General features: G+C 70.5%; 18 protein-coding genes (1 of these 18 cut by a window edge). 8 read left to right on the top strand and 10 right to left on the bottom strand.

The window, feature by feature from the left end; genetic code table 11:
* Window positions 1–55: 55 nt before the first annotated feature.
* The gene (gene hisA / locus DGO_RS12600) at window positions 56–775 is read left to right on the top strand and encodes a 1-(5-phosphoribosyl)-5-[(5-phosphoribosylamino)methylideneamino]imidazole-4-carboxamide isomerase (RefSeq protein WP_226991367.1); all 720 of its coding nucleotides are present in this window, start codon (window positions 56–58) and stop codon (window positions 773–775) included.
* A 57-nt stretch (window positions 776–832) separates the two neighbouring features.
* On the opposite strand, the gene DGO_RS12605 is transcribed toward hisA, so the two are convergent.
* Complete coding sequence (locus tag DGO_RS12605; RefSeq protein WP_043802353.1) at window positions 833–2,026, bottom strand: YihY/virulence factor BrkB family protein; 1,194 nt, start codon at window positions 2,024–2,026, stop codon at window positions 833–835.
* A gap of 88 nt (window positions 2,027–2,114) precedes the next feature.
* Here DGO_RS12605 and DGO_RS12610 point away from each other — a divergent pair, with 88 nt between their 5' ends.
* The gene (locus DGO_RS12610; RefSeq protein WP_014685907.1) at window positions 2,115–2,534 is read left to right on the top strand and encodes a thioesterase family protein; all 420 of its coding nucleotides are present in this window, start codon (window positions 2,115–2,117) and stop codon (window positions 2,532–2,534) included.
* A gap of 88 nt (window positions 2,535–2,622) precedes the next feature.
* Window positions 2,623–4,392 carry an NAD-dependent malic enzyme gene (locus DGO_RS12615; protein ID WP_014685908.1) on the top strand — a complete coding sequence of 590 codons (1,770 nt, stop codon included), beginning with the start codon at window positions 2,623–2,625 and terminating at the stop codon, window positions 4,390–4,392.
* A 96-nt stretch (window positions 4,393–4,488) separates the two neighbouring features.
* Here the strand turns inward: DGO_RS12615 and DGO_RS12620 are convergent, their stop codons facing one another.
* Window positions 4,489–5,883, bottom strand: coding sequence for a DUF4403 family protein (locus DGO_RS12620; protein WP_226991368.1), 1,395 nt, complete (start codon window positions 5,881–5,883; stop codon window positions 4,489–4,491).
* A 53-nt stretch (window positions 5,884–5,936) separates the two neighbouring features.
* Here DGO_RS12620 and DGO_RS12625 point away from each other — a divergent pair, with 53 nt between their 5' ends.
* The 4 genes from DGO_RS12625 (at window position 5,937) to DGO_RS12640 (ending at window position 9,445) form a co-directional block, all read left to right on the top strand.
* A complete protein-coding gene (locus DGO_RS12625) occupies window positions 5,937–6,356 on the top strand; it encodes a secondary thiamine-phosphate synthase enzyme YjbQ (protein ID WP_014685910.1) in 420 nt (139 codons plus the stop codon).
* 102 nt (window positions 6,357–6,458) lie between these two features.
* Window positions 6,459–7,586 carry a nitric oxide synthase oxygenase gene (locus DGO_RS12630; RefSeq protein WP_043802358.1) on the top strand — a complete coding sequence of 376 codons (1,128 nt, stop codon included), beginning with the start codon at window positions 6,459–6,461 and terminating at the stop codon, window positions 7,584–7,586.
* Between the two features lie 165 nt (window positions 7,587–7,751).
* Window positions 7,752–8,639 (top strand): KPN_02809 family neutral zinc metallopeptidase, encoded by an 888-nt coding sequence (gene ypfJ / locus DGO_RS12635; RefSeq protein WP_014685912.1) that lies wholly within the window; start codon window positions 7,752–7,754, stop codon window positions 8,637–8,639.
* Between the two features lie 101 nt (window positions 8,640–8,740).
* Window positions 8,741–9,445 carry a M48 family metallopeptidase gene (locus tag DGO_RS12640; protein ID WP_043802362.1) on the top strand — a complete coding sequence of 235 codons (705 nt, stop codon included), beginning with the start codon at window positions 8,741–8,743 and terminating at the stop codon, window positions 9,443–9,445.
* Between the two features lie 47 nt (window positions 9,446–9,492).
* Here DGO_RS12640 and DGO_RS21160 read toward each other — a convergent pair whose 3' ends face one another.
* The 7 genes from DGO_RS21160 to dnaE all read right to left on the bottom strand — a co-directional run bounded on the left by DGO_RS21160 (window position 9,493) and on the right by dnaE (window position 21,598).
* Complete coding sequence (locus tag DGO_RS21160) at window positions 9,493–10,065, bottom strand: hypothetical protein (protein WP_014685914.1); 573 nt, start codon at window positions 10,063–10,065, stop codon at window positions 9,493–9,495.
* 81 nt (window positions 10,066–10,146) lie between these two features.
* The gene (locus DGO_RS12650; protein ID WP_014685915.1) at window positions 10,147–12,018 is read right to left on the bottom strand and encodes a glycogen debranching N-terminal domain-containing protein; all 1,872 of its coding nucleotides are present in this window, start codon (window positions 12,016–12,018) and stop codon (window positions 10,147–10,149) included.
* 151 nt (window positions 12,019–12,169) lie between these two features.
* On the bottom strand, window positions 12,170–13,699 hold the full coding sequence (locus DGO_RS12655; protein WP_014685916.1) for a carbohydrate ABC transporter permease: 1,530 nt from the start codon (window positions 13,697–13,699) through the stop codon (window positions 12,170–12,172).
* Complete coding sequence (locus tag DGO_RS12660) at window positions 13,696–14,790, bottom strand: carbohydrate ABC transporter permease (protein WP_014685917.1); 1,095 nt, start codon at window positions 14,788–14,790, stop codon at window positions 13,696–13,698. The genes DGO_RS12655 and DGO_RS12660 overlap by 4 nt, the downstream gene beginning before the upstream one ends.
* A 178-nt stretch (window positions 14,791–14,968) precedes the next feature.
* A complete protein-coding gene (locus DGO_RS12665) occupies window positions 14,969–16,198 on the bottom strand; it encodes an ABC transporter substrate-binding protein (protein ID WP_014685918.1) in 1,230 nt (409 codons plus the stop codon).
* Window positions 16,195–17,196 (bottom strand): LacI family DNA-binding transcriptional regulator, encoded by a 1,002-nt coding sequence (locus DGO_RS12670; protein WP_145975327.1) that lies wholly within the window; start codon window positions 17,194–17,196, stop codon window positions 16,195–16,197. Before DGO_RS12670 ends, DGO_RS12665 begins: the two co-directional genes overlap by 4 nt.
* A 397-nt stretch (window positions 17,197–17,593) precedes the next feature.
* Window positions 17,594–21,598 (bottom strand): DNA polymerase III subunit alpha, encoded by a 4,005-nt coding sequence (gene dnaE, locus DGO_RS12675; RefSeq protein ID WP_014685920.1) that lies wholly within the window; start codon window positions 21,596–21,598, stop codon window positions 17,594–17,596.
* A gap of 101 nt (window positions 21,599–21,699) precedes the next feature.
* On the opposite strand from dnaE, the gene DGO_RS12680 reads away from it, so the two are divergent.
* Window positions 21,700–22,593 (top strand): ABC transporter substrate-binding protein, encoded by an 894-nt coding sequence (locus tag DGO_RS12680; protein WP_043802371.1) that lies wholly within the window; start codon window positions 21,700–21,702, stop codon window positions 22,591–22,593.
* Between the two features lie 7 nt (window positions 22,594–22,600).
* Here the strand turns inward: DGO_RS12680 and DGO_RS12685 are convergent, their stop codons facing one another.
* Window positions 22,601–22,821 carry the 3' portion of an IMPACT family protein gene (locus DGO_RS12685; RefSeq protein WP_226991369.1) on the bottom strand. Its footprint extends 433 nt past the window's final position, so 221 of the gene's 654 nt are visible here — the last part of the coding sequence; its start codon lies beyond the right edge, outside the window; it ends in the stop codon at window positions 22,601–22,603.

Genomic DNA, 22,821 nt, shown 5'->3' on the forward strand with positions numbered 1-22,821 from the left:
CAGTCTAGCGGGCCGGGGACCGCCCCGGTCTACGCCGCCCCGTATGCTGGGGCGCGTGAACCGCTCCCTGTCTCCCCTGATCCTGCCCTGTGTGGACATCCAGTCGGGCCGCGCCGTCCGGCTGTATGAAGGCGACCCCGACCGAGAGACCGTGTATTTCGAGTCGCCGCTGGACGCCGCGCGCCACTGGGCCGGCCTGGGCGCGGGCTTCCTGCACCTCGTGGACCTCGACGCCGCCACCGGGCGCGGCGGGAACCGGGAGATCATCGCGCAGATCGTCTCTGGACTGGACGTGCCGGTCGAGGTGGGGGGCGGCGTGCGCAGCCGCGAGGACGCCGAGGCCCTGCTCGCGCTGGGTGTGCGCCGCGTGGTGATCGGCACGGCGGCCGTGAAGAACCCCGAACTGGTGGCCGAACTCATCGCCGCCCACGGCTCCGAGGCGGTCGTCGTGAGCCTGGACGCGCGCGGACTGGAAGTCGCCACGCACGGCTGGGCGCAGGGCAGCGGCGTGCAGGTGGCCGAGCTGACCCCGCGACTGGCCGACGCGGGCCTGGAAACCCTGATCTTTACCGACGTGACCCGCGACGGCACCCTGAAGGGCCTGGACCGCGACCTGATGCGCCAGGTACGCGGGCTGTGGCTCAACACCCTGATCGTGGGCGGCGGCGTGCGTGACGTGGAAGACGTGCGGCTGCTGGCCGAGGAGGGCATCGAGGGCGCCATCGTGGGCCGCGCGATCTACGAGGGCACGCTGCCCTACCCAGTCACGCTCTAAGACCACAGCTGTGGGGGACGCAGGCCACGTTCGCCCGCGTCCCCCACGTGTGTCTGTCTACTTCCGGCGGCGACCCAGGCCCACCAGCCGCAGCACGATCACGGCCGGCACCGCCAGCACGGCGCTCAGGGCGTTCCAGAGGGCGCTGCCCACGGTGGGCAGGCCGGCGTCCGGCTCGGGCGGGCGCGGCGCCCCCCGGCCCCGGGTCAGGGGCCAGCGCAGGCGAGACCGCCGGCCCTGCTCCTGCCCCGCCACCACGCGGCCCCGGGCGTCACGCACCGGGCGGTCGGCCTGGGCGGCGGCCTCGGCCTCCTGGGCGCTGGGGGCGGTGTCGATCTCGGCGCCCATCTCGGCGACCGCCCGCTTCTTGGCGACGTTGCCGGCGCCGCCCGCCCGCGTGCCGTACTTCTGGGTGTAGACCCAGGTCACCTCGGCGCCGAAGAAGAAGATCATGGCGCTGTAGTAGATCCACAGCAGCAGCGTGACCAGGGTGCCGGCCGCCGCGAAGGCGCTGCCGGGGGCCGCCTGCCCGAAATACAGCCCGATCAGGAGCTGGCCCAGCGTGAACAGGAAGGCCGTCACCGCGCCGCCGACCGTCACGTCGCGCCACTCCAGGCGCACCACCGGCAGCAGCTTGTAGATGGCCGCGAAGATGGGCGTGAGGAACAGCGCCGAGAGGGCGAAGGTGCCCAGGCGCACGAGAAAGGCCCCGGCCCCGATGCGGTCCCCGAGGTTCTGCGCGATGGCCGAGAGGTAGGTGTTCAGGCCCAGGAACAGCAGCAGCAGCAGGCCGATGAGCAGGATCATGAAAAAGGCCAGCACGCGCGTCTTGACGATGGCGACCACGCCCATCGGCGGGGCGGGGTCGGCGCCCCACAGGCTGTTCAGGGCGTCCTGAAGCTGCACGAACAGCCCTGTGGCCCCCATGAACAGTACCGCGAAGGCGATGGTGGTGGCCCAGCCCGAGCCGCGCTGCACGCCCTGCTGGCTGTCGAGCAGCCCGCGCAGGAACTCGGCGGCCTGGTCACCCAGATTCTGCGCGATGAGGCTGCCGGGGCCGAACAGCTGCTGGATGACGGTCGCGTCGGACAGAAAAAATCCGGCGACGGCCACGGCGAACACCAGCAGCGGGGCAATGCTGAACATGGCGTAGTACGCGATGGCCGCCGCCAGTCGGGGGGCCTTGTCCTGACCGAAGGCCAGCGCGGCCTCACGGATCAGGGTCAGGAGATCGGCGGGCTTGAGCTTCACCCCGGCAGTGTAAGCGGGGGGGCCGGGCGCACGCCCCCTGACGAGGCGAGCAGTTTCACCGTCGCTTCATGTCCGTTACCCTGACGCCATGCGCACCATGCCAGAGGGGTTCCAGCAGCAGCTCGTGATCACGGTGACGGACGAGATGACCGTCCAGTTCGCCGAACTCGGGCCGGTCCACCCGGTCTACGCGACCTACTGGCTGGCCCGGCACTTCGAGGAGGCGGGGCGCAAGCTCATCCTGCCCTTTCTGGAGGAGGGCGAGGAAGGCATCGGCACGCAGCTGGAGGTCTTTCATACGGCCTCGGCGCTGCCGGGCATGCGCGTGACCGTCACGGCGACCTTCACGCGGCAGGGCGGCCGGCGCATTCACGCCGATCTGTTCGCCGTGAACGAATTGGGCGACGCGGTCGGGCACGGCACCACCACCCAGGTCGTGACGGCCGGAACGCGGCTCCAGGACGGCTTCGCCGAGCTGCGTCGCCGCTGGGAGGCCGCGCGGGACTGAGGGCGGGCCCGCCGTCCCCCAGACGGTTTCAGTCCGGGTGGCCCCCGGCAGGCGCGCAGCAGGAACGCCGCCGCTATGCTGGGGCAATATGCCGAAGTCTCTCCCTGTCTCCCGGTACTACGATGTCAAACGGGACGCGCAGGGCCAGCGGTTCATTGACGTGCACGTGACCGGGCTGGCCCTGCTGCAAAATCCGCTGCTGAACAAGACGACCGCCTTCACGCCCGAAGAGCGGCTGGACCTGGGCCTCGAGGGCCTGATCCCGCCGCACGTCAGCACCTTCGAGGAGCAGAAGCAGCGCACCTACCTGCGCTACTTGCAGTGCGGCACCGATCTCGAGAAGCACGAGTACCTGCGCGCCCTGCAAGACCGCAACGAGGTCCTGTTCTTCGCCGTCCTCGAAGACCACCTCGAGGAGATGCTGCCCATCATCTACACGCCCACGGTGGGCGAGGCGGTCAAGAACTACTCGGGCAACTACCGCTACCCGCGCGGCTTCACGGTGAGCCGTTCGGACATCGGGCGCATCGACGACATGCTGGAGAACGTGTCGGTCAACGACGTGCGCATGATCGTGGCGACCGATTCGAGCGCGATCCTGGGCCTGGGCGACCAGGGCTTCGGCGGCATGGCGATCTCCATCGGCAAGCTTTCGCTGTACACGGCGGCCGGCGGCGTCGGCCCCGACAAGACCCTGCCGGTCGAGCTCGACGTGGGCACCAACCGCCAGGACCTCATCGACGACCCGCTGTACCTGGGCAGCCACCATAAGCGCCTGACCGGCAGCGACTACGACGAGTTCCTCGATACCTTCGTCGAGGCGGTCGCCACGCGTTATCCCAAGGCGATCATCCAGTGGGAGGACTTCTCGCGCGGTACGGCCTTCCGGGTGCTGGAGCGCTACCGCAAGGTGGTGCCGAGCTTCAACGACGACATCCAGGGCACCGGGGCGATGGCCCTGGCGGGCCTCATCAGCGCCGCGCGCCTCAAGGGCGAGGGCCTGAAAGATCAGGTGTTCGTGATCGTGGGGGCGGGGGCCGCCGGCATCGGGGTGGCGACCGCCATCCGCCAGGGCCTGATGCAGGAGGGCCTGGACTACGCCGGCGCGAACGCCCGCATCTACGTCGTGGACCGCTACGGCCTGCTGATGGACGGGCAGCCCGACCTCGAAGAGCAGCAGCTCAGCTTCGTGCGCTCGGCGGCGGACGTGGCGGGCTGGGCGTATGCGGGCGAGTACCCGACGCTGCACGAGATCGTGACCCAGGCGGGCGCGACCGCCCTGCTGGGCTTTACCGGCGTGCCGGGCCTGTTCCGGCAGGAGACGGTCGAGGCGATGCTGGCGCATACACCCCGGCCCATCGTCTTTCCGCTGTCGAACCCGTCGAGCCATGTCGAGGCCCGCCCCGCCGACCTGATCCACTGGACGCGCGGCGGCGCGGTGGTCGCCTCGGGCAGTCCCTTCCCCGATGTCGAGTACGAGGGCGGACGTTACGCGGTCGGCCAGGGTAACAACGCCTTCATCTTTCCGGGGCTGGGCTTCGGGGCGGTGGTCAGCCGGGCGCGCGAGATCACCGACAACATGGTGATGGCCGCCGCCCTGACGCTAGCCGACTACACCGCCGAGCACAACGCCCAGAGCGGCGGCGTGCCCCGGGTGTACCCGCCCATCAGCGAACTGCGCGAGCTGAGCGTGCGCGTCGCGGTCCGGGTGGCGCGGCAGGCCATCGTGGACGGCGTGTGCGCCGAGCGCCGGGTGCGCGCGATGGACGACGCGGCCCTGGAGGCGGTCATCCGCGGGCGCGCCTGGGAACCGCGTTACCTGCCCCTGCGCCGGGGCGACGGCGGCGCCGGGCGCTGAGCCCACCGTCCGGACGGCCCCTCTCCCCGGCGGGAGTGGGGCTTTTTTATTCCTGTGCAGGGCCGGTTCCGGGCCGGCGTGGGCCCGAACCCCACCTCATTTCAGCGCGCCGGCCTGTACCTCGGCGCGCAGGGTGCCGGTCACGGCGGCCCGCACCACGAGGGCCTGGGGGGTCACGTCCAGCGCCGTCACGCGCAGCGGCCCTACCGTCCCGTCCAGGTTCAGTCCCGGCACGGGCGAGAAGGGCAGGCGGGCGGCCAGGCTGCTCCGGGCCCGCTCCAGCGCGGGCGTCAGGTCGAACCGGGCGGCGCGCGACAGGTACTCCTGCGCGCGGGCGTCGGCCAGCCACGCGACGGCGCGCCCGCTCAGGCCCTCCCGGCGCGTCTGCACACTCACGTCCCGCAGGGTCACGACCTGGGTTGCAGGGTCGAGGACCGGGCTGCCGGTCACGTCGGTCGTCACTTCCAGCCGCAGGCCCAGCGGCCCGCGCACCTCGGCGCGCACGGCGGCCCGGACACGGGTGCCGGCAGGTGTGAGGCGCACGTCCAGCACATGCAGGACCGGGCCGGTGGGCACCGGCAGGGTGTAGGGGCGCGCGGCGGCCGAGCGGGTCGCCAGCGCCGAGAGGTCGGCGTAGGGCAGCGCCAGCGGCACTGCCAGACTCAGGCCCGGCGCGAGGGTGGGCGCGCTCGCCAGTGGGGGCAGGGAGCGGGCGGCGACCTCGGGCGCGCGGCCCAGCCCCGCCCTCAGGCCGAAGGTGGCCCCCACCGTCACCCCGACCTCCTGCGCACTCAGGCGAAAGGGCGTGACTTCCAGCGCCTGGGGCGACACCAGTGCGTAGCCCGGCTCGGGCAGCGGCAGGGTCCAGGGCCGCTGCACCCTCGCCCAGAGCGTGCCCGCGCGCCGCCGCAGCCCCAGCCCCTCGCGCACCGAGCGTTCGATGCCGGCCGTCACGCCGTCCAGCGCCGCGCGCACCTGCCCCCCCACGAGCGACTGCACGCTGATCTTCACGCCGGGGGCCAGCTCGACGCTCAGGGGGTCGGTCCACACGGCGTCGGCGCTGGCCCGCACGCCCGCCTCCCACTCGGGGGTCACGTAGGGCGTGAGGCGCAGGCTGACGGTCGCCGCGCCGCCGAACGTGCGCCCCAGGGCCGCCCCCACCCCGACCGGGGCCGCCTGGAACTCGGCGCGCAGCGGCACGCGCACCACCAGGGCGTCGCCGTCGGGGACGATGGTCGGGGTGCCGGTGCGCGTCACCGCGCCGCTGAGGCGCACCTGAAAGGCCCCGCCCAGGAACGACCGGGTCTGGTCGAGCCGCGCGAGCTCGGCGGGCACGCGGGCCTCGGCGGCGGCCTGCACGCCCGCCAGGGGCACCGACACCGGCAGCACCACGCGGGAGGCGGCGGGGGCGGGGACAGTCGGCGCGGCAGCACTCACCGGCCCAGTAGACAACGCGGCGAGCAGCAGCGGAACGTGAAGGGAAGGCACCACGCCCCAGGGTAGGGCGCGCCCATGAACGCCGCCTCTGCCCTACCCTGGACGGCATGTGGCTCCAGCGCCGAGTGACCCTGCGCCCGTACCCGCGCGGCTTTCACCTCATCACCCGCGAGGTGCTCGCCGCCCTGCCCGAACTGGGGCAGGTGGGCACGGGGCTGCTGCACGTCTTTATCGGGCACACCTCGGCCGCCCTGACGGTCAGCGAGAACGCCTCGCCCGACGTGCGGCGCGACTTCGAGCGGTACTTCAATCACGCGGTGCCCGACGGCTGGCCCGAATTCAAGCACACCCTGGAGGGCGACGACGACATGGCCGCCCACATCAAGGCGAGCGTGCTGGGCAGCAGCCTGACCCTGCCGGTGGGCGCGGGCCGCCTCGTCCTGGGCACCTGGCAGGGCCTGTACCTGTGCGAACACCGCGACCGGGGTGGGGCGCGCTCGCTGGTGCTCACCCTGCACGGCGAGTAGGCAGTTCCCTGCTCCGGCTGTGGCCTTCCCCCACCTGGGGGCACTCCCCCGAACCCTGACGGCGGGACATTCCCGCAGAGGCGGCGGCGCTAGCCTCGCAGGATGACCCTGACCCCCCCGGCCCTGCTGCGAGAGGCGGAACGGTTCCTGAGCGGCATGTACGCCGAGCGCGCGCTGGAGGGCCTGGACGACCGGCTGCGCGCCGTCCGGGACGAGCTGACCCGCACCGGCAGCTATACCCTGAGCGCCGGGGAACTCGAATACGGGGGCCGGGTGGCGTGGCGCAACTCGACCCGCTGCGTGGGGCGGCTGTACTGGGAGGCGCTGGAGGTGCGTGACCTGCGTCACGTCACCGCCCACGAGGAGGTCTTCGCGCACCTGTGTGCCCACCTGGAAGACGCCTTTCACGGCGGGCATCTGCGCCCGCTCATGAGCGTGTTCGGGCCGGGGGTGCGCGTGCACAACCCGCAGCTCATCCGCTACGCGGCGTACCGGCAGCCGGGCACTCCGGGAGGCGTGGTCGGCGACCCGGCCAACCTCGCCCTGACCGACTGGCTGCGCACGCTGGGCTGGGCGGGCGGCCCCGGCACCCCCTTCGACGTACTGCCGCTGGCCATTGAGTCGGCCGGACAGCTCCGGCTGTTCACGCTGCCGCCCCAGGCCGTGCAGGAGGTCGCGCTGACCCACCCCGACTGCCCGGCGGTGGGCGAGCTGGGGCTGCGCTGGCACGCGCTGCCGGTCATCAGCGACATGAGCCTGGAGGTCGGCGGGCTGAGCCTGGCGTGCGCGCCCTTCAGCGGCTGGTACGTGCAGACCGAGATCGCCGCGCGCAACCTCGCCGACGCCGACCGCTACGACCAGCTGCCGGCGGTGGCGCGCGCCCTGGGCCTGGACACCTCGCGCGAGCGCACGCTGTGGCGCGACCGCGCGCTGGTCGAGCTGAACGTGGCGACCCTGCATTCTTTCGAGGAGGCCGGGGTCAAGATCGCCGACCACCACACGGTCACGCGGCACTTCCGGCGCTTCGAGGAACGCGAGGCGCGCGCCGGGCGCGAGGTACGCGCCAAGTGGTCCTGGCTCATCCCGCCGCTCTCGCCCGCGACGACCCCGGTGTGGGGACAACGCTACAAGTCGCGCGAGGAGTCGCCCAACTTCGTGCGGCCGCCCGCCCGCTGGGAGGCCCCGGCACCCGCCGCTGCGGCGACCGGCTGCCCCTTCCATGGCCACTGAGGCCCCTGCATCCCGCAAATCGCAACGTTCGGTGCATTCTCCTTAAAGGTGGCGTCAGACACAGAGTCCTAGACTGGAGATACCCGCGCCGCAGCGTGGCCGCCCGACCTGCCAGCGCGCAGCGGAGGCCCCGGCGCAGGGCCGAAAAGGAGCACTGACATCCTCATGGATTGGAAAAATCTTCCGGAAAGCGGCAATGTGGAAGACCGGCGCGGTGGTGGGGGCCTGCCCGGCGGCGGGCTCGCCATCGGCGGTATCGGGGGCCTGATCATCGCGGTGGTGGCGCTGTTTTTCGGCATTGACCCCAGCGTGATCCTGGGCGGGGGCAATTCGGGCCAGCAGACGCAGCCTCAGACACAGACGCAGACCCAGGGGGGCCAGACCCAGAGCGGGACCAAGGACGAAAGCTACCAGTTCGTCAGCCGTATCCTGGGCAGCACCGATCAGGTCTGGACGGGCATCTTCAAGCAGTCCGACCGGCAGTACACCAAACCCAAGCTGGTGCTGTTCAGCGGCGGCGTGCAGACCGCCTGCGGGCAGGCCAGCAGCGCGGTGGGGCCGTTCTACTGCCCTCTGGACAGCAAGGTGTACCTGGACACCGGTTTTTTCAACACCATGCAGCAGCGGCTCGGCGGCGGCGGCGACTTCGCCTACGCCTATGTGATCGCCCACGAGGTCGGGCACCACGTTCAGAACGAACTGGGCATCGCCGATCAGGTCGAGCGCAAGCAGCGCGCCGCCCGCAGCGAGGCCGAGGCCAACAGCTACAGCGTGCGCCTGGAACTTCAGGCCGACTGCTTCGCAGGCGTATGGGGCAACAAGGTGCGCGGCAGCGAGGCCGCCAACCTGACCCAGCAGGACATCCGCGAGGCCCTGAGCACCGCCTCGGCCATCGGCGACGACACGCTGCAACGCGCCGGGCAGGGCCGCGTCGTGCCGGACTCGTTCACGCACGGCAGCAGCCAGCAGCGCGTCAACTGGTTCAACAAGGGCTTCCAGTCGGGCAACCCCAACAACTGCGACACCCTGAACGTTCCCTACAACCAGCTCTGAGCGCGGTGCAGGAGGGACGCGGGCCAGTGCGGCGCCGCGTCCCTCCTCTCTTGCGACCCCGCGCCTTGACGCTGCCCACCGCGCCGCGCTCTGCTGGGCACATGTCGGCCCCCCCACCCACCCTCACCGTCGCCGGCCTGCGCGTCGTGCTGCGGCGCAGCGCCCGCCGCCGGACCCTGGCCCTTCAGGTGCGCGGCGGCGTGGTCACGGCTTACGCCCCCACCCGGCTGCCCGAGACCACCATCCGCGCCTTCGTCGAGGCCAAGCGCGACTGGCTGGCGCACCACCTGGACCGGCAGGCGCAGGTCGCCGCCGCGCCGCCCACCCCTTTACCCAGTGACGGCGCGCCTATTTCCTTCCTGGGCGAAATGCTGACCTTGCGCGCAGTGCCGGGACTGACCCAGCCCGTACGGGTAGGCCATGAACTGCGTCTCCTGGCTGCCGACCCCGCCGGGCTGGCGGCGCAGGTCCAGGCGTGGCGACGCGCGGCCACGCCGGAGCCGTACACGCGGCTGGTCCGCGACTTCGCCGCGCGGCTGGGCGCCCTGGACCGCCTGGGTACAGTCAGGGTCAGCGACACGCGCAGCCGCTGGGGCAGTTGCACGGCGCGCGGCGACATCCGCCTGCACTGGGCGCTGAGCGCCGCGCCACTGCCCGTGCTGGAGTACGTCGCGTTGCACGAGGCCGCGCACCTGCTGGAACTCAACCACTCGCCGCGCTACTGGGCGCACGTCGCCCGCCTGATGCCGGACCACCGGGCGCAGCGGGCCTGGCTGCGGGCGCACGGGGCCGAGCTGCTGGCCTGAAGACCATAAAAAATCCCGCCGGAGCGGGGATCAGAAGGTGCCGGGGCTCAGAGGTCCAGCGGGTCGGGATTCTTGCTGGCGGCCTTGCCCTCGTCGACACTCTCGCGGTGGCGCACCATCTCGTCGCGGGCGGCCTCGTTGCCCTGGCTGGCGGTCTTGTCGCCGGGCACGAGACGCTCGTCGCTGTGCTGCATGGTGGGGTCGGGGGTGGTGGGCACGTCGTTCTTGGTCATGGAAACCTCCTGGCCGGGGTGGGGCACGGCGGCGGGTACGTTGGGGGCAGTCCTGGGAGCGGCGGTCGCGGTCGGCGTCGCCACCGGATAGTCCGGCTCGACCCGCACGGTTCCCGCCTCGTCGGGCACGCTGCCCAGCTCGGCGATCAGGCGCTCGCGGGCCTGGATTTCGCCCTCCAGCCGCCGGATTTCGACCTGGACCTCGGCCATCTGGTCCGGCTGCGCGCCGCCGTGGTACGCGCGGCCCAGGCGGCCGTAGGTGCCGTCGAGTTCGCGCCCGAGCTGAAAGACCTCCATGCGCAGGCGGGCGACCTGGGCGACCTCCTCGCCCCGGCGCTGCACCTTCTCGGCCCCACGGCGCACGGTGTCCAGAATGTTATCGAGCATAGACCCCAGTCTGAGGGCGCGGCCCACCCGGGTGGGTGAGGCGGGATTTAGGGAAGGTGTAGCCCGTCCCCTTCCCCGGCCTCAGCCCGCGACCTCCCCGCGCGCCATGCGCAGCAGCGGGGCCAGGGCCAGCCCGATGGCCGCGTCCCAGCCCTGCGGGTGGCAGGCGGCGGGGTAGGGCACCGGCCCCAGCCCCGGCTCACGCCCGAAGCCCGCGAACAGTTCGCTCAGGCGCCGGTCGTCGGCGGCGCGCGCCGCACCGAACAGGGCGCGCGCCACCTGCGCAGCCTCGGCGTGCAGGCCGTAGCGGGCCATGCCCAGCGCGGCGGCGGCGGTGTCGTGCGGCCACACGCTGCCGTTGTGGTACGACACCGGGTTGTAGCGCGGCTGCCCCTCGCCCAGCGTCCGGACGCCCCAGCCGCTCCACAGTTCGGGTTCCAGGGCCACGCGCGCCACCTGAGCGGCATGCTCTGGGGCGAACAGGCCGGTCCAGAGGGTATGCGCCGGGTTGCTCACGAGCACGCGCAGGGGCCGCTTGTCGCCGTTCAGGCCGTGGGCGTAATACCCGCGCTCGGGCCACCAGAAGGCCTCCTGCACCTGCCCGCGCAGCCGCTCGGCGCGGGCCTCCCACTCGGGGGCGCGCTCCGGCTCGCCCAGCAGGCGGTAGAGGTCGGCGGCGGCGCGGTAGGCGGCGTAGGCGTAGCCCTGCACCTCGATCACGGCGACGTGACCGCTCACGTCTTCACCGTCCTCGGTGAAGGTGCTGTCGCCACTGTCCTTCCAGACCGCGTTGGTGATGCCGCCGGGGTCGGGCGTGTACTCGATCAGGCCGTCGCCGTCGGGGTCGCCGTCGCTCAGGAGCCAGCCCAGGGCCGCCTCCCAGTGGGGGCGCAGCTCGGCGGCCAGTTCGGGGTGTTCGGCGCTCAGCTCGCCGACCAGCCACACGAACAGCGGCGTGGCATCGGCGGTCGCGTAGTAGGGGCGGTGGGGCGTACGGCCGGTGCGGGTCAGCTCGCCCACGCGCATCTCGTGCAGGATCTTGCCGGGCTGCTCCAGGGTCACGGGGTCGTAGCCCTGGCCCTGGTGCGCCGCGAGGTAGCGCGCCACCGTCAGGGCCAGCTCGGGCAGGTGACGGTGGACCATCAGCGCGATGATCATGCTGTCGCGGCCGAAGGGCGCCACGAACCAGGGCAGCCCCGCCGCCGGAAAGGCCCCCTGCGGTGTGCGGAAACTCAGGCTGCGCAGGTCCTGCACGCTGCGGCGCACGACGGCGGCGTCCTCCGGGTCCAGGCCCGCCCAGGCCGGGGCCAGCCGCGCGCTCAGGGCGTCGTACTCGGCGGCCAGGGCCTGCGGGTCGCCGGGCGTGGGCGTCTCGTCGCCCTCCAGCGGAAAGACGCTGACCCGCACCCGGGTCACGTCCTCACCCAGCGTCCAGCGCAACGCCTCGCCGTCCCAGGTGGCGGGGGGCGAGGCCCGCACGGCGGCGCGCACACGCAGCCCGTCCTGCGCCGTGTACGCGAAGTCCACGCCGCCCCCAGCAGCCTGCACTTCCACGGCGCGCGTCCCCAGGCCATCCGGCCAGCCGCGCACCTCGAACATGTCCACGAAGTCGGCCGACAGGAACAGCGCCAGTTCGTGCGGGCCCTCGCCCACGTAGCGGGTGACGGTCAGGTCGTCGCGCAGTTCGGTCGCGCTGACGGTCAGGTCGCGGCGCAGGCCCACCTTCATGGTGTACCCCACGTCGGCGTTCGCGCTCTGCTCGTGCAGCCAGAAGGGATAGCGTTCCTGCTGCGCCAGGGTCTGGGGCCGCTCGCCGTCCAGCCGCCACTCGTAGCGGCGCAGGTAGCGGGTGTCGCGGCGGTACAGGCCACTCTCGCCCTGTGCCACGGCGTAGCCAGCGTCGCCCACCAGATAGAGGTCGTTTTCCTTGAGAACCGTGCGGGTACTGAGCATCGTTGAAATCCTTGTCTGAGAACCTGAGAACGCTTGAAAGGTAGGAAATCGGGAGTGACCGGTGGAGAAAGTGGGAGGGGGCAGCCGGGTCGCCGGGAAGCCGGACGGGTCAGACCTTCGCCTCAGCGTTTCCCCCCGCCACCGCCCCAGCTCACCCCTTGACCGCGCTGTCGGCCCCGGTATCCACGAAATACCGCTGGAACACCACGAAGATGAGGATGACCGGCAGCGCACTCAGGACCGCCCCCGCCAGGATCAGGCCGTAGTCGCCCTGGCCGCCGTACAGGCCCTGGAAACTCGACAGCCCCACCGTGAGGGTGTAGTCCGTGTTCTGGCGCAGGATGACCAGCGGCCAGAAGAAATCGTTCCACGCGCCCTGGAACTGGGTGATGGACAGCGCGACCAGGGACGGCCCCACCTGCGGCAGCATCACCCGGAAGAAGGTGGTGGCCGGTCCCGCGCCGTCGATGGCCGCCGATTCCTCCAGCTCGCGCGGCAGGCCCTCGAAGAACTGGCGCATCAGGAAGGTGCCGCCCGCGAGCGCCACCGCGCCGTTGAGCCACAGGCCCCACAGGTTGAGCAGCCCCAGGTCGCGCAGCAGCACGTAGTTGCTGACGAGGTTGACCTGCCCCGGCACCATCTGCACGAACAGGACCGCCACGAAGAACACCGCCGCTCTGCCCGCAAAATTCAGCCGCGCCAGCGCGTAGCCCGCCAGCGAGCACACCAGGATGGCCGTGACCACCCGCAAGAAGGCGTACAGGAACGAATTGAAGATCCACGAAAAGAACAGGCTGCGGCCGGTCTGCGGGTTGACCGTCTCGTCGAAGGCGCGGCGGTAGTTGTTGAAGGTGTAACCCAGAATGCCCGGCGTCACGTTGCGGAAGGCGAAGGAACGCCCGAAGTTCTGGCGGTCGCTGGGCGGCAGGGTGCTGCCCACGATGCTCTGGCCGCGCGCCACGTCCACCTGAAGCGGCGTGCGCACGAAGGTCGGGCCGCGCAGGTAGTAGGCCTCCCCCACCCGCGCGAGTTCGACCGGCTGCGAGGCCACCAGGTTGAACTGCTGCGCCTGGGCCTCCGGCGTGTCGAGCGTGACCGGCACCGCCCGGCCGCCCACCGTCGCCCGCAGCGTGCCGTCGGCGGCGGGCGCGGCCAGCACCGCCTGCACGAGGTCGCCACTCTGGCGGGTGAGGGCCGGCGAGGTGACGGTGATACGGTAGCGCCGCACGTCGCCTTCCTGCCCGACCTGCTCGGTGCGCACCTGGGCGAAGTCGCGCGCCTGGGCGAAACGCGTGGTCGCCACGAGACTCACCGGCTGGTACGGAAAGAGGGCCACCGCCGGGGCCTCCTGCGGCGCGCCGGGCGGCGAGGCCACGCGGACCTCGAAGGTCACGGGGCGGCCGGGGCGCAGGCCACCGGACCAGCCGTCGCCCGACCCCTGCACGCCCAGGGCGTAGGCCTGCCGCACCGGCGCGCCCGAGAGCTGCGGAATGACCAGCCGGGGCGGATACTCGTTGGGGTCGTCCTTGAGGCTGCTCAGCACGCCCATCAGGAAGGGGCCCAGGAAAAAGAAGCTCATCAGCAGCATGAAGGCGTAGAGCCACCCGGCCCGCGCCCAGCGCCGCCGCGCCAGCCAGCGCGTCTGGTCGGGGGCCGGCGTTTCGCGGGGAAGCGCCGTCACGAGGCCTCCGCCGGGAAGAACCTGCGCTGGATGAACACCATCACCAGGATGATCAGCGCGAGCAGGATCGCCGCCGCCGAGGCCATGTTCACGGGCGCGGCCCCCGCCTGGAAGGTGTTGGTGTAGACGTAGTACGCCAGCGTGATGAGGGTGTCGCCCGGCGCGGCGTTGCCGATGACGGCCACCTGGTCGAACATCTGCATGGTGCCGATGAGGCCCACCGTGACCACGTAGAAGGTCACGGGCCGCAGCATGGGCACGGTGATGCGCGTGAGTTTCTGGAAGGGCGTGGCGCCGTCGATGTCGGCCGCCTCGTACAGCGCCCCGGGAATGCTCTGGAGACCCGCGAGGAAAAACAGCATCAGCGTGGGCACGGTCGTGAAGGTGTTCTGGATGATGACCACGAGCAGCGGAATGCTCAGCACCCGCACCCCGCCCACGCTGATCCACTTGTCGGCGAAGTACTGGTAGTCGAAGGGCTGGACCTCACGCGCGCCGACCACGCCCGCCCAGTGCAGCCCGAAGGTCACGGCCAGGGCCACGAGGGCGCTCACGGCCGCCAGCGCCGGGTCCAGCCAGCCGGCCGGCAGCCGCCGCGAACGCTCCCACAGCACCTGGGCGACCTGCGCGAGCGCCAGCACGCCCACGAAGGTCAGCGCGTAGGGCGCGTAGGTCTGCGCCTGCGTGATGAGGTAGTTGGCGATCCCCCGGCGCTGGAACAGCCACAGGAAGATCAGGGTGATGACCACCGAACTCGTGATGCTGGGCATGTACCACGCCGAGCGGAAGAAGGTCAGGCCCCGGATGCGGCTGTTGAGCGCCACCGCCATCAGCAGGGCCAGCACCGTCTGGAGGGTCGTGGTGACGAGCGCGAAGATCAGGCTGTTGGACAGCGCCCGCCGGAACGAGGGATCGGCCAGCACGTCGGCGTAGGGCTTGAAGCCGATCAGGCGCGGCGTGTTGAACAGATTGAAGTCGGTGAGCGAATAGTACGCCGCCCGCGCGAAGGCGTAGAAGAAGAACACCAGCACGGTCAGCAGGAAGGGCGCGAGAAACAGCAGCGCCGTGGGCGTCTGGCCTTTTTTGAACATGCCCACCTCCCGGCAGGTGAGAAACAATCGGTGGGGCAGGCAGCGCGGCGGGCGGCCACGCTCCCGAAAGGCGCGCCCGTATCTCCCCTCCGGAGGGGCGCGGCCGGCCCCCCACAAAGCTCCGGCCGACGCCCGGGTCCGGGTCAGGCCGGCGGCCCGCGCCTCTCCCCCATCCGGCTCAGCGGCGCTGGAAGGTGTTCATGTCCGCCTGCGCCTTTTTCAGGGCGTCGGCGGCGCTGCGCTGCCCGCTCAGGACGGCGGCCAGGGCCTCGTTGATGGGTTTGCCCCAGTCGCTGCCCTGCGGCCCGAAGGTAAAGGCGTACACGTTGCCGTCGTCGGCCCCGTCGAAGGTCAGGCGGCTGTTCTGCGCGCCGGCGTCGGTCTTCTTGAAATAGGCGTTGTTGGTCAGGGCCGAGCGGCTGGGAATGGCGAGGCCCTGCTCCAGCACGTACTGCTGCACCTGCGGGCTGGTGAGCAGGCCCAGCACCTTGAGGGCCGCCGCGCGGTTCTTGGTGCCCGAGTTCACGCCCCAGCCCACCGTATACAGGAAGTTGCCGCGCTGGCCACTGGGGGCCTTGGGCAGCAGCGCCGTGCCGAACTTGAGGTTGGGGGCGTTGTCGCGCAGGAAGTTCACGATCCAGTTGCCCTCGATGGCGACGGCCACCTTGCCGGTCTTGAGGCACGCGCCGCCCCAGTCGGCCGAGACCTCGCTGGGCTGCACGCCGACCTTGTTCTTGGCGAGGCCGGTGTACCAGTTGAAGGCCTGGGCGAACTTGGGATCGGCGAGGTTGGTCTTGCCGCCCGCACCGAACTGCTTCCAGCCCGCCGCGTAGGCGAAGGCCCCGAAGCGGTCGAAGTTGGGCGACAGGCAGATGCCGTAGTAGTCGTTGCCGAGCTTCTGCTTGAGGGTGGTCAGCTTGGTCTGGAGGGTGGCCCAGGTGTCGGTGCTGTCGGGGTACTTGACCCCGGCCTCGTCGAAGAGGTCCTTGTTGTAGACCAGCGTCAGGGTGTTGAAGTCCTTGGCGACGCCGTACAGGCGGCCGTTCCGGGTAAAGGCCGTGTTCAGGCTCTTGATGAAGGGCGTGGTCGAGACCAGACCGTTGAGCGGCAACAGCTTGCCGGTCGTCACGTAGCCGTCGAGCGTCTCGGCCGGCAGGTAGAACACGTCGCCCGCGTTCCCGGCAGCCAGCAGCGTCGTGAAGGACTTGTTGTAGTCGCCCTGGAGGGGCTCGTACACGACCGTCACGCCGTCTTTGGCCATGACGGGCTTCACGAAGCGGTTGATGAGGTCGTTGACCAGCGTCTGGTCGGTGCCCCCGTACCCGTTGATCTTGATGGTCTTGGCCGTCTGGGCGTGGACGGCGCCCGAGGCGAGCACGGCGAGGCTGAGGAGCAGGGCTTTTTTCATGGGTTCCCTCCGGGGGGCGGCGCGACGGTGGCGCCGGGAAGCAGGTGAACGGGAATGAGCTGGCCGCGCGGCGGCTGGCCCGCCAGGGCTTCTTGCACGAGCGTCAGGGCGGTGTCGGCGATGCGGGCGATGTCCTGGGCGACCGTGGTCAGGCGCAGGCGGATGGGCAGTTCGGGCAGGCCGTCGAAGCCCACCACCGAGACCTCGGCGGGCACGGCCACGCCCAGGTCCTCCAGGGCGGCGCAGGCGCCGGCGGCGCTCTCGTCACTCTGGGCGAAGAGGCCGGTAAAGCGCGCACCGCCCTCCCAGGCGCGGCGCATGGCCCGGTAGCCCCCCAGCACCGTGAAGTCGCTGGCGATCACCTGCACGGCCGCTCCCGCCGCCAGCGCCGCCCGCACGAAGCCGCGCTGGCGGTCCTGGGCGACCTGGCTGGGGCCGTCGCCCAGATAGGCCAGCTCGCGGTGACCGGCTTCCAGCAGGTGCTGCGCCGCGGTGGCCCCGCCCGCCTCGTCGTCCGGAGCCACCCAGGACAGATCCGGGTGGTGGCCGATCAGGACGGCGGGAACCCCGGCGCGGCGCAGGAACTCCAGCCGGGGGTCGCCGTCGATGGCGTGCATGACCAGCACGGCGCTGGGCAGGTGGGCCAGGGCACTCAGGTCGGCGCGCAGGTCGAGGAGCTGCACGCCCTGGGGCGCGGTCTGCGCTTCGAGGGCGCGGCGAAACAGCACCTGATAGGGGTGCAGCCGGGGGTCATCGCGGTCCAGCGACAGGCCCAGGGTCTGGCCGGTGCGCCAGCTCAGGTGGCGGGCGGCCGGGTCGGGCACGTACCCTAGGCCGGCCATGACCTCCTGCACCCGCTGGCGCGTGGCGAGCGCCACCGTGCTGTGACCGTTGATGACCCGGCTGACCGTCCCCGTACTGACGCCGGCGGCCTGGGCCACGTCGGCGATGGTGGGGCGGCTGGGCAGGGGCACTCTGGGCGCAGTCGTCTTGGGCATGGTCGTCATTAGGGCAGACCTCGGGCGGCAGGGGGCATTGTAAGCGGTTACAGTCCAGGCCACAGGACCGGCCACACGTGATGGATCACAGCCGACCCGGACAGGTTGTAAGCGGTTACAAGACGTATTGTGCGCCAAAACGGCCGGGTGTCAAGAGGCGAGGGCTTACAAAGTGACGAGGGAGGGGAGGGCGACCGTGAAAGCCCGTCCCGGCAAGGCCCGAGGAGGCTGTCAGCCCGGCCGAGTGCGGGCCGCTTCTCCAGGAGCGTCGCCGGACAGGACCGCCCGCACCTCCCCCCCACCCGGCTCCCGACGAGGCAGGGCCCGGCCGCTGGTTACACCTGTGCGGCGTCCTGGGCAGGCCGCTGTTCCCTCTGCGCGGGGGCCGCCTTTCGCGTCACGCCCGCATTCCCCCGCCGTTCCCGTTCTGCCGGTTCATCCACGCGGGCGGTTTGGGCGCGAACCGGCCCAGAATCGTCTGCTGATCGTAGGCCAGGTACGCCGAGGCCCAGGCAAAGGTCGTGTTCAGCACCCGGATCGCCTCCGGGCTGCCCATACCGTGGTCGAGCTGGTACAGCACGAACTGCTCGGGCGTCTCCAGCCGCAGGTAGGTGGGCATGCTGCCCGCGTGCTCGTCCAGCACGCTCTGGAATTCGCCCACGGCGTCCGGGCTGGCCGTCTCCAGGTCGATCGTCACGTACATGACCTTGGGCACCTCGGCCAGCTGCTCGATGCCCACGACCTCCTCGGCAATCGCCCGCAGGCCACCGTCCTCGGACTCCAGTTCCACGATCACCAGGGCGGGCGTGTCGTTCACCAGCTTGTCCTGAATGCGGTCGTAGGCGCGGCTGAAGGCCACGAGTTCGGTCTGCCCCGACTCGTCGGCCAGGATGAACCGGGCCATCATGCCGCCCGACTTGGTGGGCTTCTTGACCACGCCCTCGATCATGCCCGCCAGCACCGCCTTGATGCGTTTGCCGGGCGCGACGCTCTGGGTGGTGAACCACGCGTCGAGGTCGCTGATGCGGCAGCTGGCCGCCTCGCGCAGACCTTCGTGCTGCTCCAGCGGGTGCCCGGAGATGTACAGGCCCAGCGCGTCCTTCTCGATCTTCAGGCGCTCCAGGTCGGTCAGGGGGGTCACGCCGCTGCGCAGCGGGCGCTCCTTTTTCACTTCCTCGAAACCGAACATCATGCTCATGCCGCTCTGGGCTTTCGCGTTGATCTCGGCGGTCCCGGCGGCGTCTTCCAGCGCGTCGTCCACCGACTCCAGCAGTTGGCGCCGCTCCCCGAAGGCGTCGAAGGCCCCCGACTTGATCAGGCTTTCCAGGGCCTTGCGGTTGCACACCTTGTTGCCCAGGCGCGAGCAGAAGTCCGAGAGGCTGGCGTAGGCCCCGCCGCGCTCGCGCTCCTCCAGAATCTTCTGCACCGCCGCCTCGCCCAGCCCCTTGATGGCGTACAGCCCGAAGAGGATTTCCTCGCCCTGCACGGCAAAGTCGCTGCTCGACCGGTTGATGTCCGGCGAGAGCACCCGCACGTCCATCTTGCGGGCGTCGCTGACGTACTCGGCCACCTTGTCCGAGTCGCGGCGCTCGACGGTCAAGAGGGCGGCCATGAACTCGACCGGGTAGTTGGCCTTGAGCCACGCGGTCTGGTAGGTGATGACCCCGTAGGCCGCCGAGTGCGACTTGTTGAAGCCGTAGTTCGCGAAGGCGTCCAGCAGGTCGAAGAGCTTGTTGGCCTCTTCCTTCGGCACCTCATTGCCCTTCGCGCCCTCGACGAACAGGTCGCGCTGCTTCGCCATCTCGGCCACGTCCTTCTTGCCCATCGCGCGGCGCAGCAGATCCGCCCCACCCAGCGAGAAGCCCGCGACCTCGGAGGCGATCTGCATGATCTGCTCCTGGTACACGGGGATGCCGTAGGTTTCGGCCAGGATCTTTTCGAGGTACTGCGCCGAGGTCGGGAAGCCGTCGCGCACGTAATCCACGTCCTCGACGCCGTGGTGGCGGCGCACGTAGGTCGGGATGTTCTCCATCGGGCCGGGGCGGTACAGCGCCGAGAGCGCGATGATGTCGGCCAGACGCCGGGGCTTGAGGCGGCGCGAGGCGTCCGCGATGCCCGCGCCTTCGAGCTGGAACACGCCCTTGGTGTCGCCCCGGCTCATGAGGGCGTAGGTCTTCTCGTCGTCGAAGGGAATCGCGTCGAAGTCGATGTCGATCTTCTGCGACTCGCGCATGATTCGCCGCGCTTCGTCGAGGAAGGACAGGGTGCGCAGGCCCAGGAAGTCCATCTTGATCAGGCCGATGTCCTCGACGGCCTTCATGTCGTACTGGCAGACCATGCCCTCGCCCGAGGTGTCGCGCATGACCGGCACGAGGTCGGTGAGCTGGTCGCGCCCGATCACCACCCCCGCCGCGTGCACCGAGGCGTGGCGCGTCAGCCCTTCGAGTTTCTGCGCGAACTCGTAGGCTTCGAGGAGCTGCGCATCCTCGTTCAGCATCTGCGCGATGTCCGGGACCGACTCGCGCGCCTGCTCCAGGCTGTAGCTCTTGCCGAACTTGATGGGGATGAGCTTGGAGACCTTGTCCACCTTGGCGTATTCCAGACCCATCACGCGCGCCACGTCTTTCAGGCACGCCTTGCTCGCCATCGTCCCGAAGGTGGCGATCATGGCGACCTTGTCGTCGCCGTACTTGCCGCGCACGTACTCGATGACCTCCATGCGCCGGGCATCGTTGAAGTCGATATCGAAGTCGGGCATCGAGATGCGGTCGGGGTTCAGGAAGCGCTCGAACAGCAGCTCGAACTCCAGCGGGTCGAGGTTGGTGATCCGCATCGCGTAGGCCACGAGGCTGCCTGCGCCCGAGCCGCGTCCCGGCCCCACGCTGATGTCGTGGTCCTTGGCCCAGTTGATGTAGTCGGCCACGATCAGGAAGTAGTCGGGAAAGCCCATGTTGTTGATGACCGACAGCTCGTACTCGGCCCGGCGCAGGATGGTCAGGGCGTGGCGGTGGTGGCCGCGCGTGGTCTCGCCCTCGTCGGCGTCCGGGTCCAGCTCGATGCTCGTGTCGCTGTCCCTGCCCTGCGCGCGGCGGCAGTCCTCGTAGGCGTAGGGGGGCAGGATGCCGCTCACGGCTTCCTCTTCCATCTTCACCAGCGCCGGGTAGGGCGTGTACTTCTCGCCCGCCGCCTTGCCCCGCGCCTCCCACTCGCTGCCCAGGAAGGCCAGCAGGGTCAGCAACGTCTCCAGGTCGCAGCTCGCGGCGTCGCAGCCCGGCACCCGCGCCAGTACCCGCGCGGCGTCGTCTGCGCCCAGTTCCGCCAGCGAGCGGGCAGCGTAGTCGCGCAGCAGCCCTTCGGTGGCGTGCGCCGGGTAGCGCTTGACCATACCCCGGTAGGTCTGCACGCGCAGTTCCTCGGGCATGGTGCGGCCCTCGGGGATGGGCAGGGCGGGCATCTGGTACACGCGTTTCTTGCCCACCGGCAGCTCGACGTTGCACAGGTCGGCGATCATGGCCGTGTTGTCGAAGACTTCCTCGCCCCATTCGGCCACCGGCAAGGCCGCCTGCATCTCCTCCAGGTCCTTGACGTAGAACTCGTCGCAGGGAAACTTGAAGCGGTTCTCGTCGGCCAGCGTGGCCTTGGTCTGGATGGCGAGCAGCGTCTCGTGCGCGGTCGCGTCCGACTTCTTGACGTAATGGCCGTCGTTCGTCGCCACCATCCCGATGCCGAGTTCCTGCGCCCAGGCCTTCAGGATGGGGTTGTTCTTGCGCTGCTCGGGCAGGCCGTGGTCCTGAATCTCGATGTAGTAGTTCTCGCCGAACAGGTCGCGGTACCACAGCAGCCGCGCCTTGGCGTCGGCCTCGCGCCCCTGCATCAGGAGTTGCTGCACCTCGCTCCCCAGGCAGCCCGAGAAGGCGATCACGCCCTTGTGGTGCTCCTGAAGCAGTTCGTGGTCGATGCGCGGCTTGTAGTAATACCCCTCGGTGTAGCCCCGGCTGCTCAGGCGGCACAGGTTCTGGTAGCCCTCGAAGTCGCGGGCCAGCAGCGTCAGGTGAAAGATGCCCTTCTCGCCGTCCTGCCCGCGCGTGCGGTCGCGGCGGGTGCCCTGGCCCGGCACCACGTAGGCCTCGTACCCGATGATCGGCTTGACGCCCATGCCGGTCGCGTAGTTGTAGAAGTGCACCGCGCCGTGCATGTTGCCGTGGTCGGTCATCGCCAGCGCCGGGGTCTGGCCCTCGGGCGTGACCTCCTTGGCCCACTTCAGCAGGTCCTTGAGCTTGGCGGCGCCGTCGAGCAGGCTGTACTGCGTGTGCTGGTGCAGGTGGGCGAAACGCTTGGGCTTGCAGCAGGAGCCGTCCGGCAGGTGGATATGTGAGGCAGGAGCGGCGTCTGGTGCGGTCATATGGACAGTCTAGAGAGCGTGGGCGAGGCGCGCCGTGACCTCCACCCTTGACCGGGCATCGTCCTCCCTCTTCTCTTCAATCCCGAGTATCCTTATCGGAGATGAAGAGTTTCCTCACTCTGTTCCTTGCCCTCACGGCCTCGGCCGGGGCCGTCAGCATCAAGCACGATCTGGGCACCGTGGACCTGCCGAACACGCCCAAACGCGTCGTGGTGTTGGAGTACGCCTACGCCGACGACGTGGCCGCCCTGGGCCTCAAGCCGGTCGGCTGGGCGCGCGAGGCCGACGTGCCCGACTACCTGGGCCGGCAGCTCGCGGGCGTGCCCAGCATCGGCACCCGCGCGCAGCCCAGCCTGGAAAAGATCCTGGCCCTCAAGCCCGACCTGATCCTGGCCGACACGGGCCGCCACAAGGGCCTGTACGCGCAGCTCTCCAAGATCGCCCCGACGATTTCGCTGAACGTGTTCCGCAGCGACTACCAGGGCCAGCTCGACGCCCTGGGCACCCTGGGCCGGGCGCTGGGCCGCGAACCCCAGGCGCAGCGCCTGCTCGACGAACAGGCCCGGCTCCTCGCCAAGTCGCGTCTGCTCGCCAACAAGGGGGCGGGGGGCCTGCTGGTGGCCGCGCTGCCGCCCTCGAACCTGTTCGTGCTGCACTCACGCGAGAGCGTCATCGGCGACCTGATGGGCCGACTGGGCCGCACCAACCTCTCGACCTCGGCAGGCAAGGACGACAACCTTTACAGCCTCGACCTCGAAGGCGTCGCGGCCCTCAACCCCGCGACCCTGGTGCTGCTCGTCAACCCCGGTGAACACAACGTGCTCGACAGCTGGGGCAAGAATCCCGTCTGGCTGCGGCTGCGCGCCGTGCAGTCGGGCAAGGTCTTCACCTTCGACCGCGACCTCTGGAGCAAGGCGCGCGGCATCCAGGCCCTCGGCCAGATCACCCGGCAGGCGGTAAGCAGCGGCCTGCTCCAGGATCAGCCCAAACGCTGAGGAAGCTTCAGGCGTCAGGCAGCTCCTCGGCTTCCAGCTGCGCTGCCCCGCGCGTGGCGTCCCGCAGCGCCGCCGCGAAGGCGTCCAGGTCCTCCGGGTAGACCTCCACGTCCAGCGCGACCCCCGCAGCCGTATAGGCCTCCTCGCCCCTGACCGTGTCGAAGGTGTCCAGCAGGTGGTACAGCCCGCTCAGGTGCCCGAAGGGCACGGCCACGTTCAGGCGGCGGC

This window comes from Deinococcus gobiensis I-0 (genome assembly GCF_000252445.1).
Lineage (GTDB): Bacteria > Deinococcota > Deinococci > Deinococcales > Deinococcaceae > Deinococcus > Deinococcus gobiensis.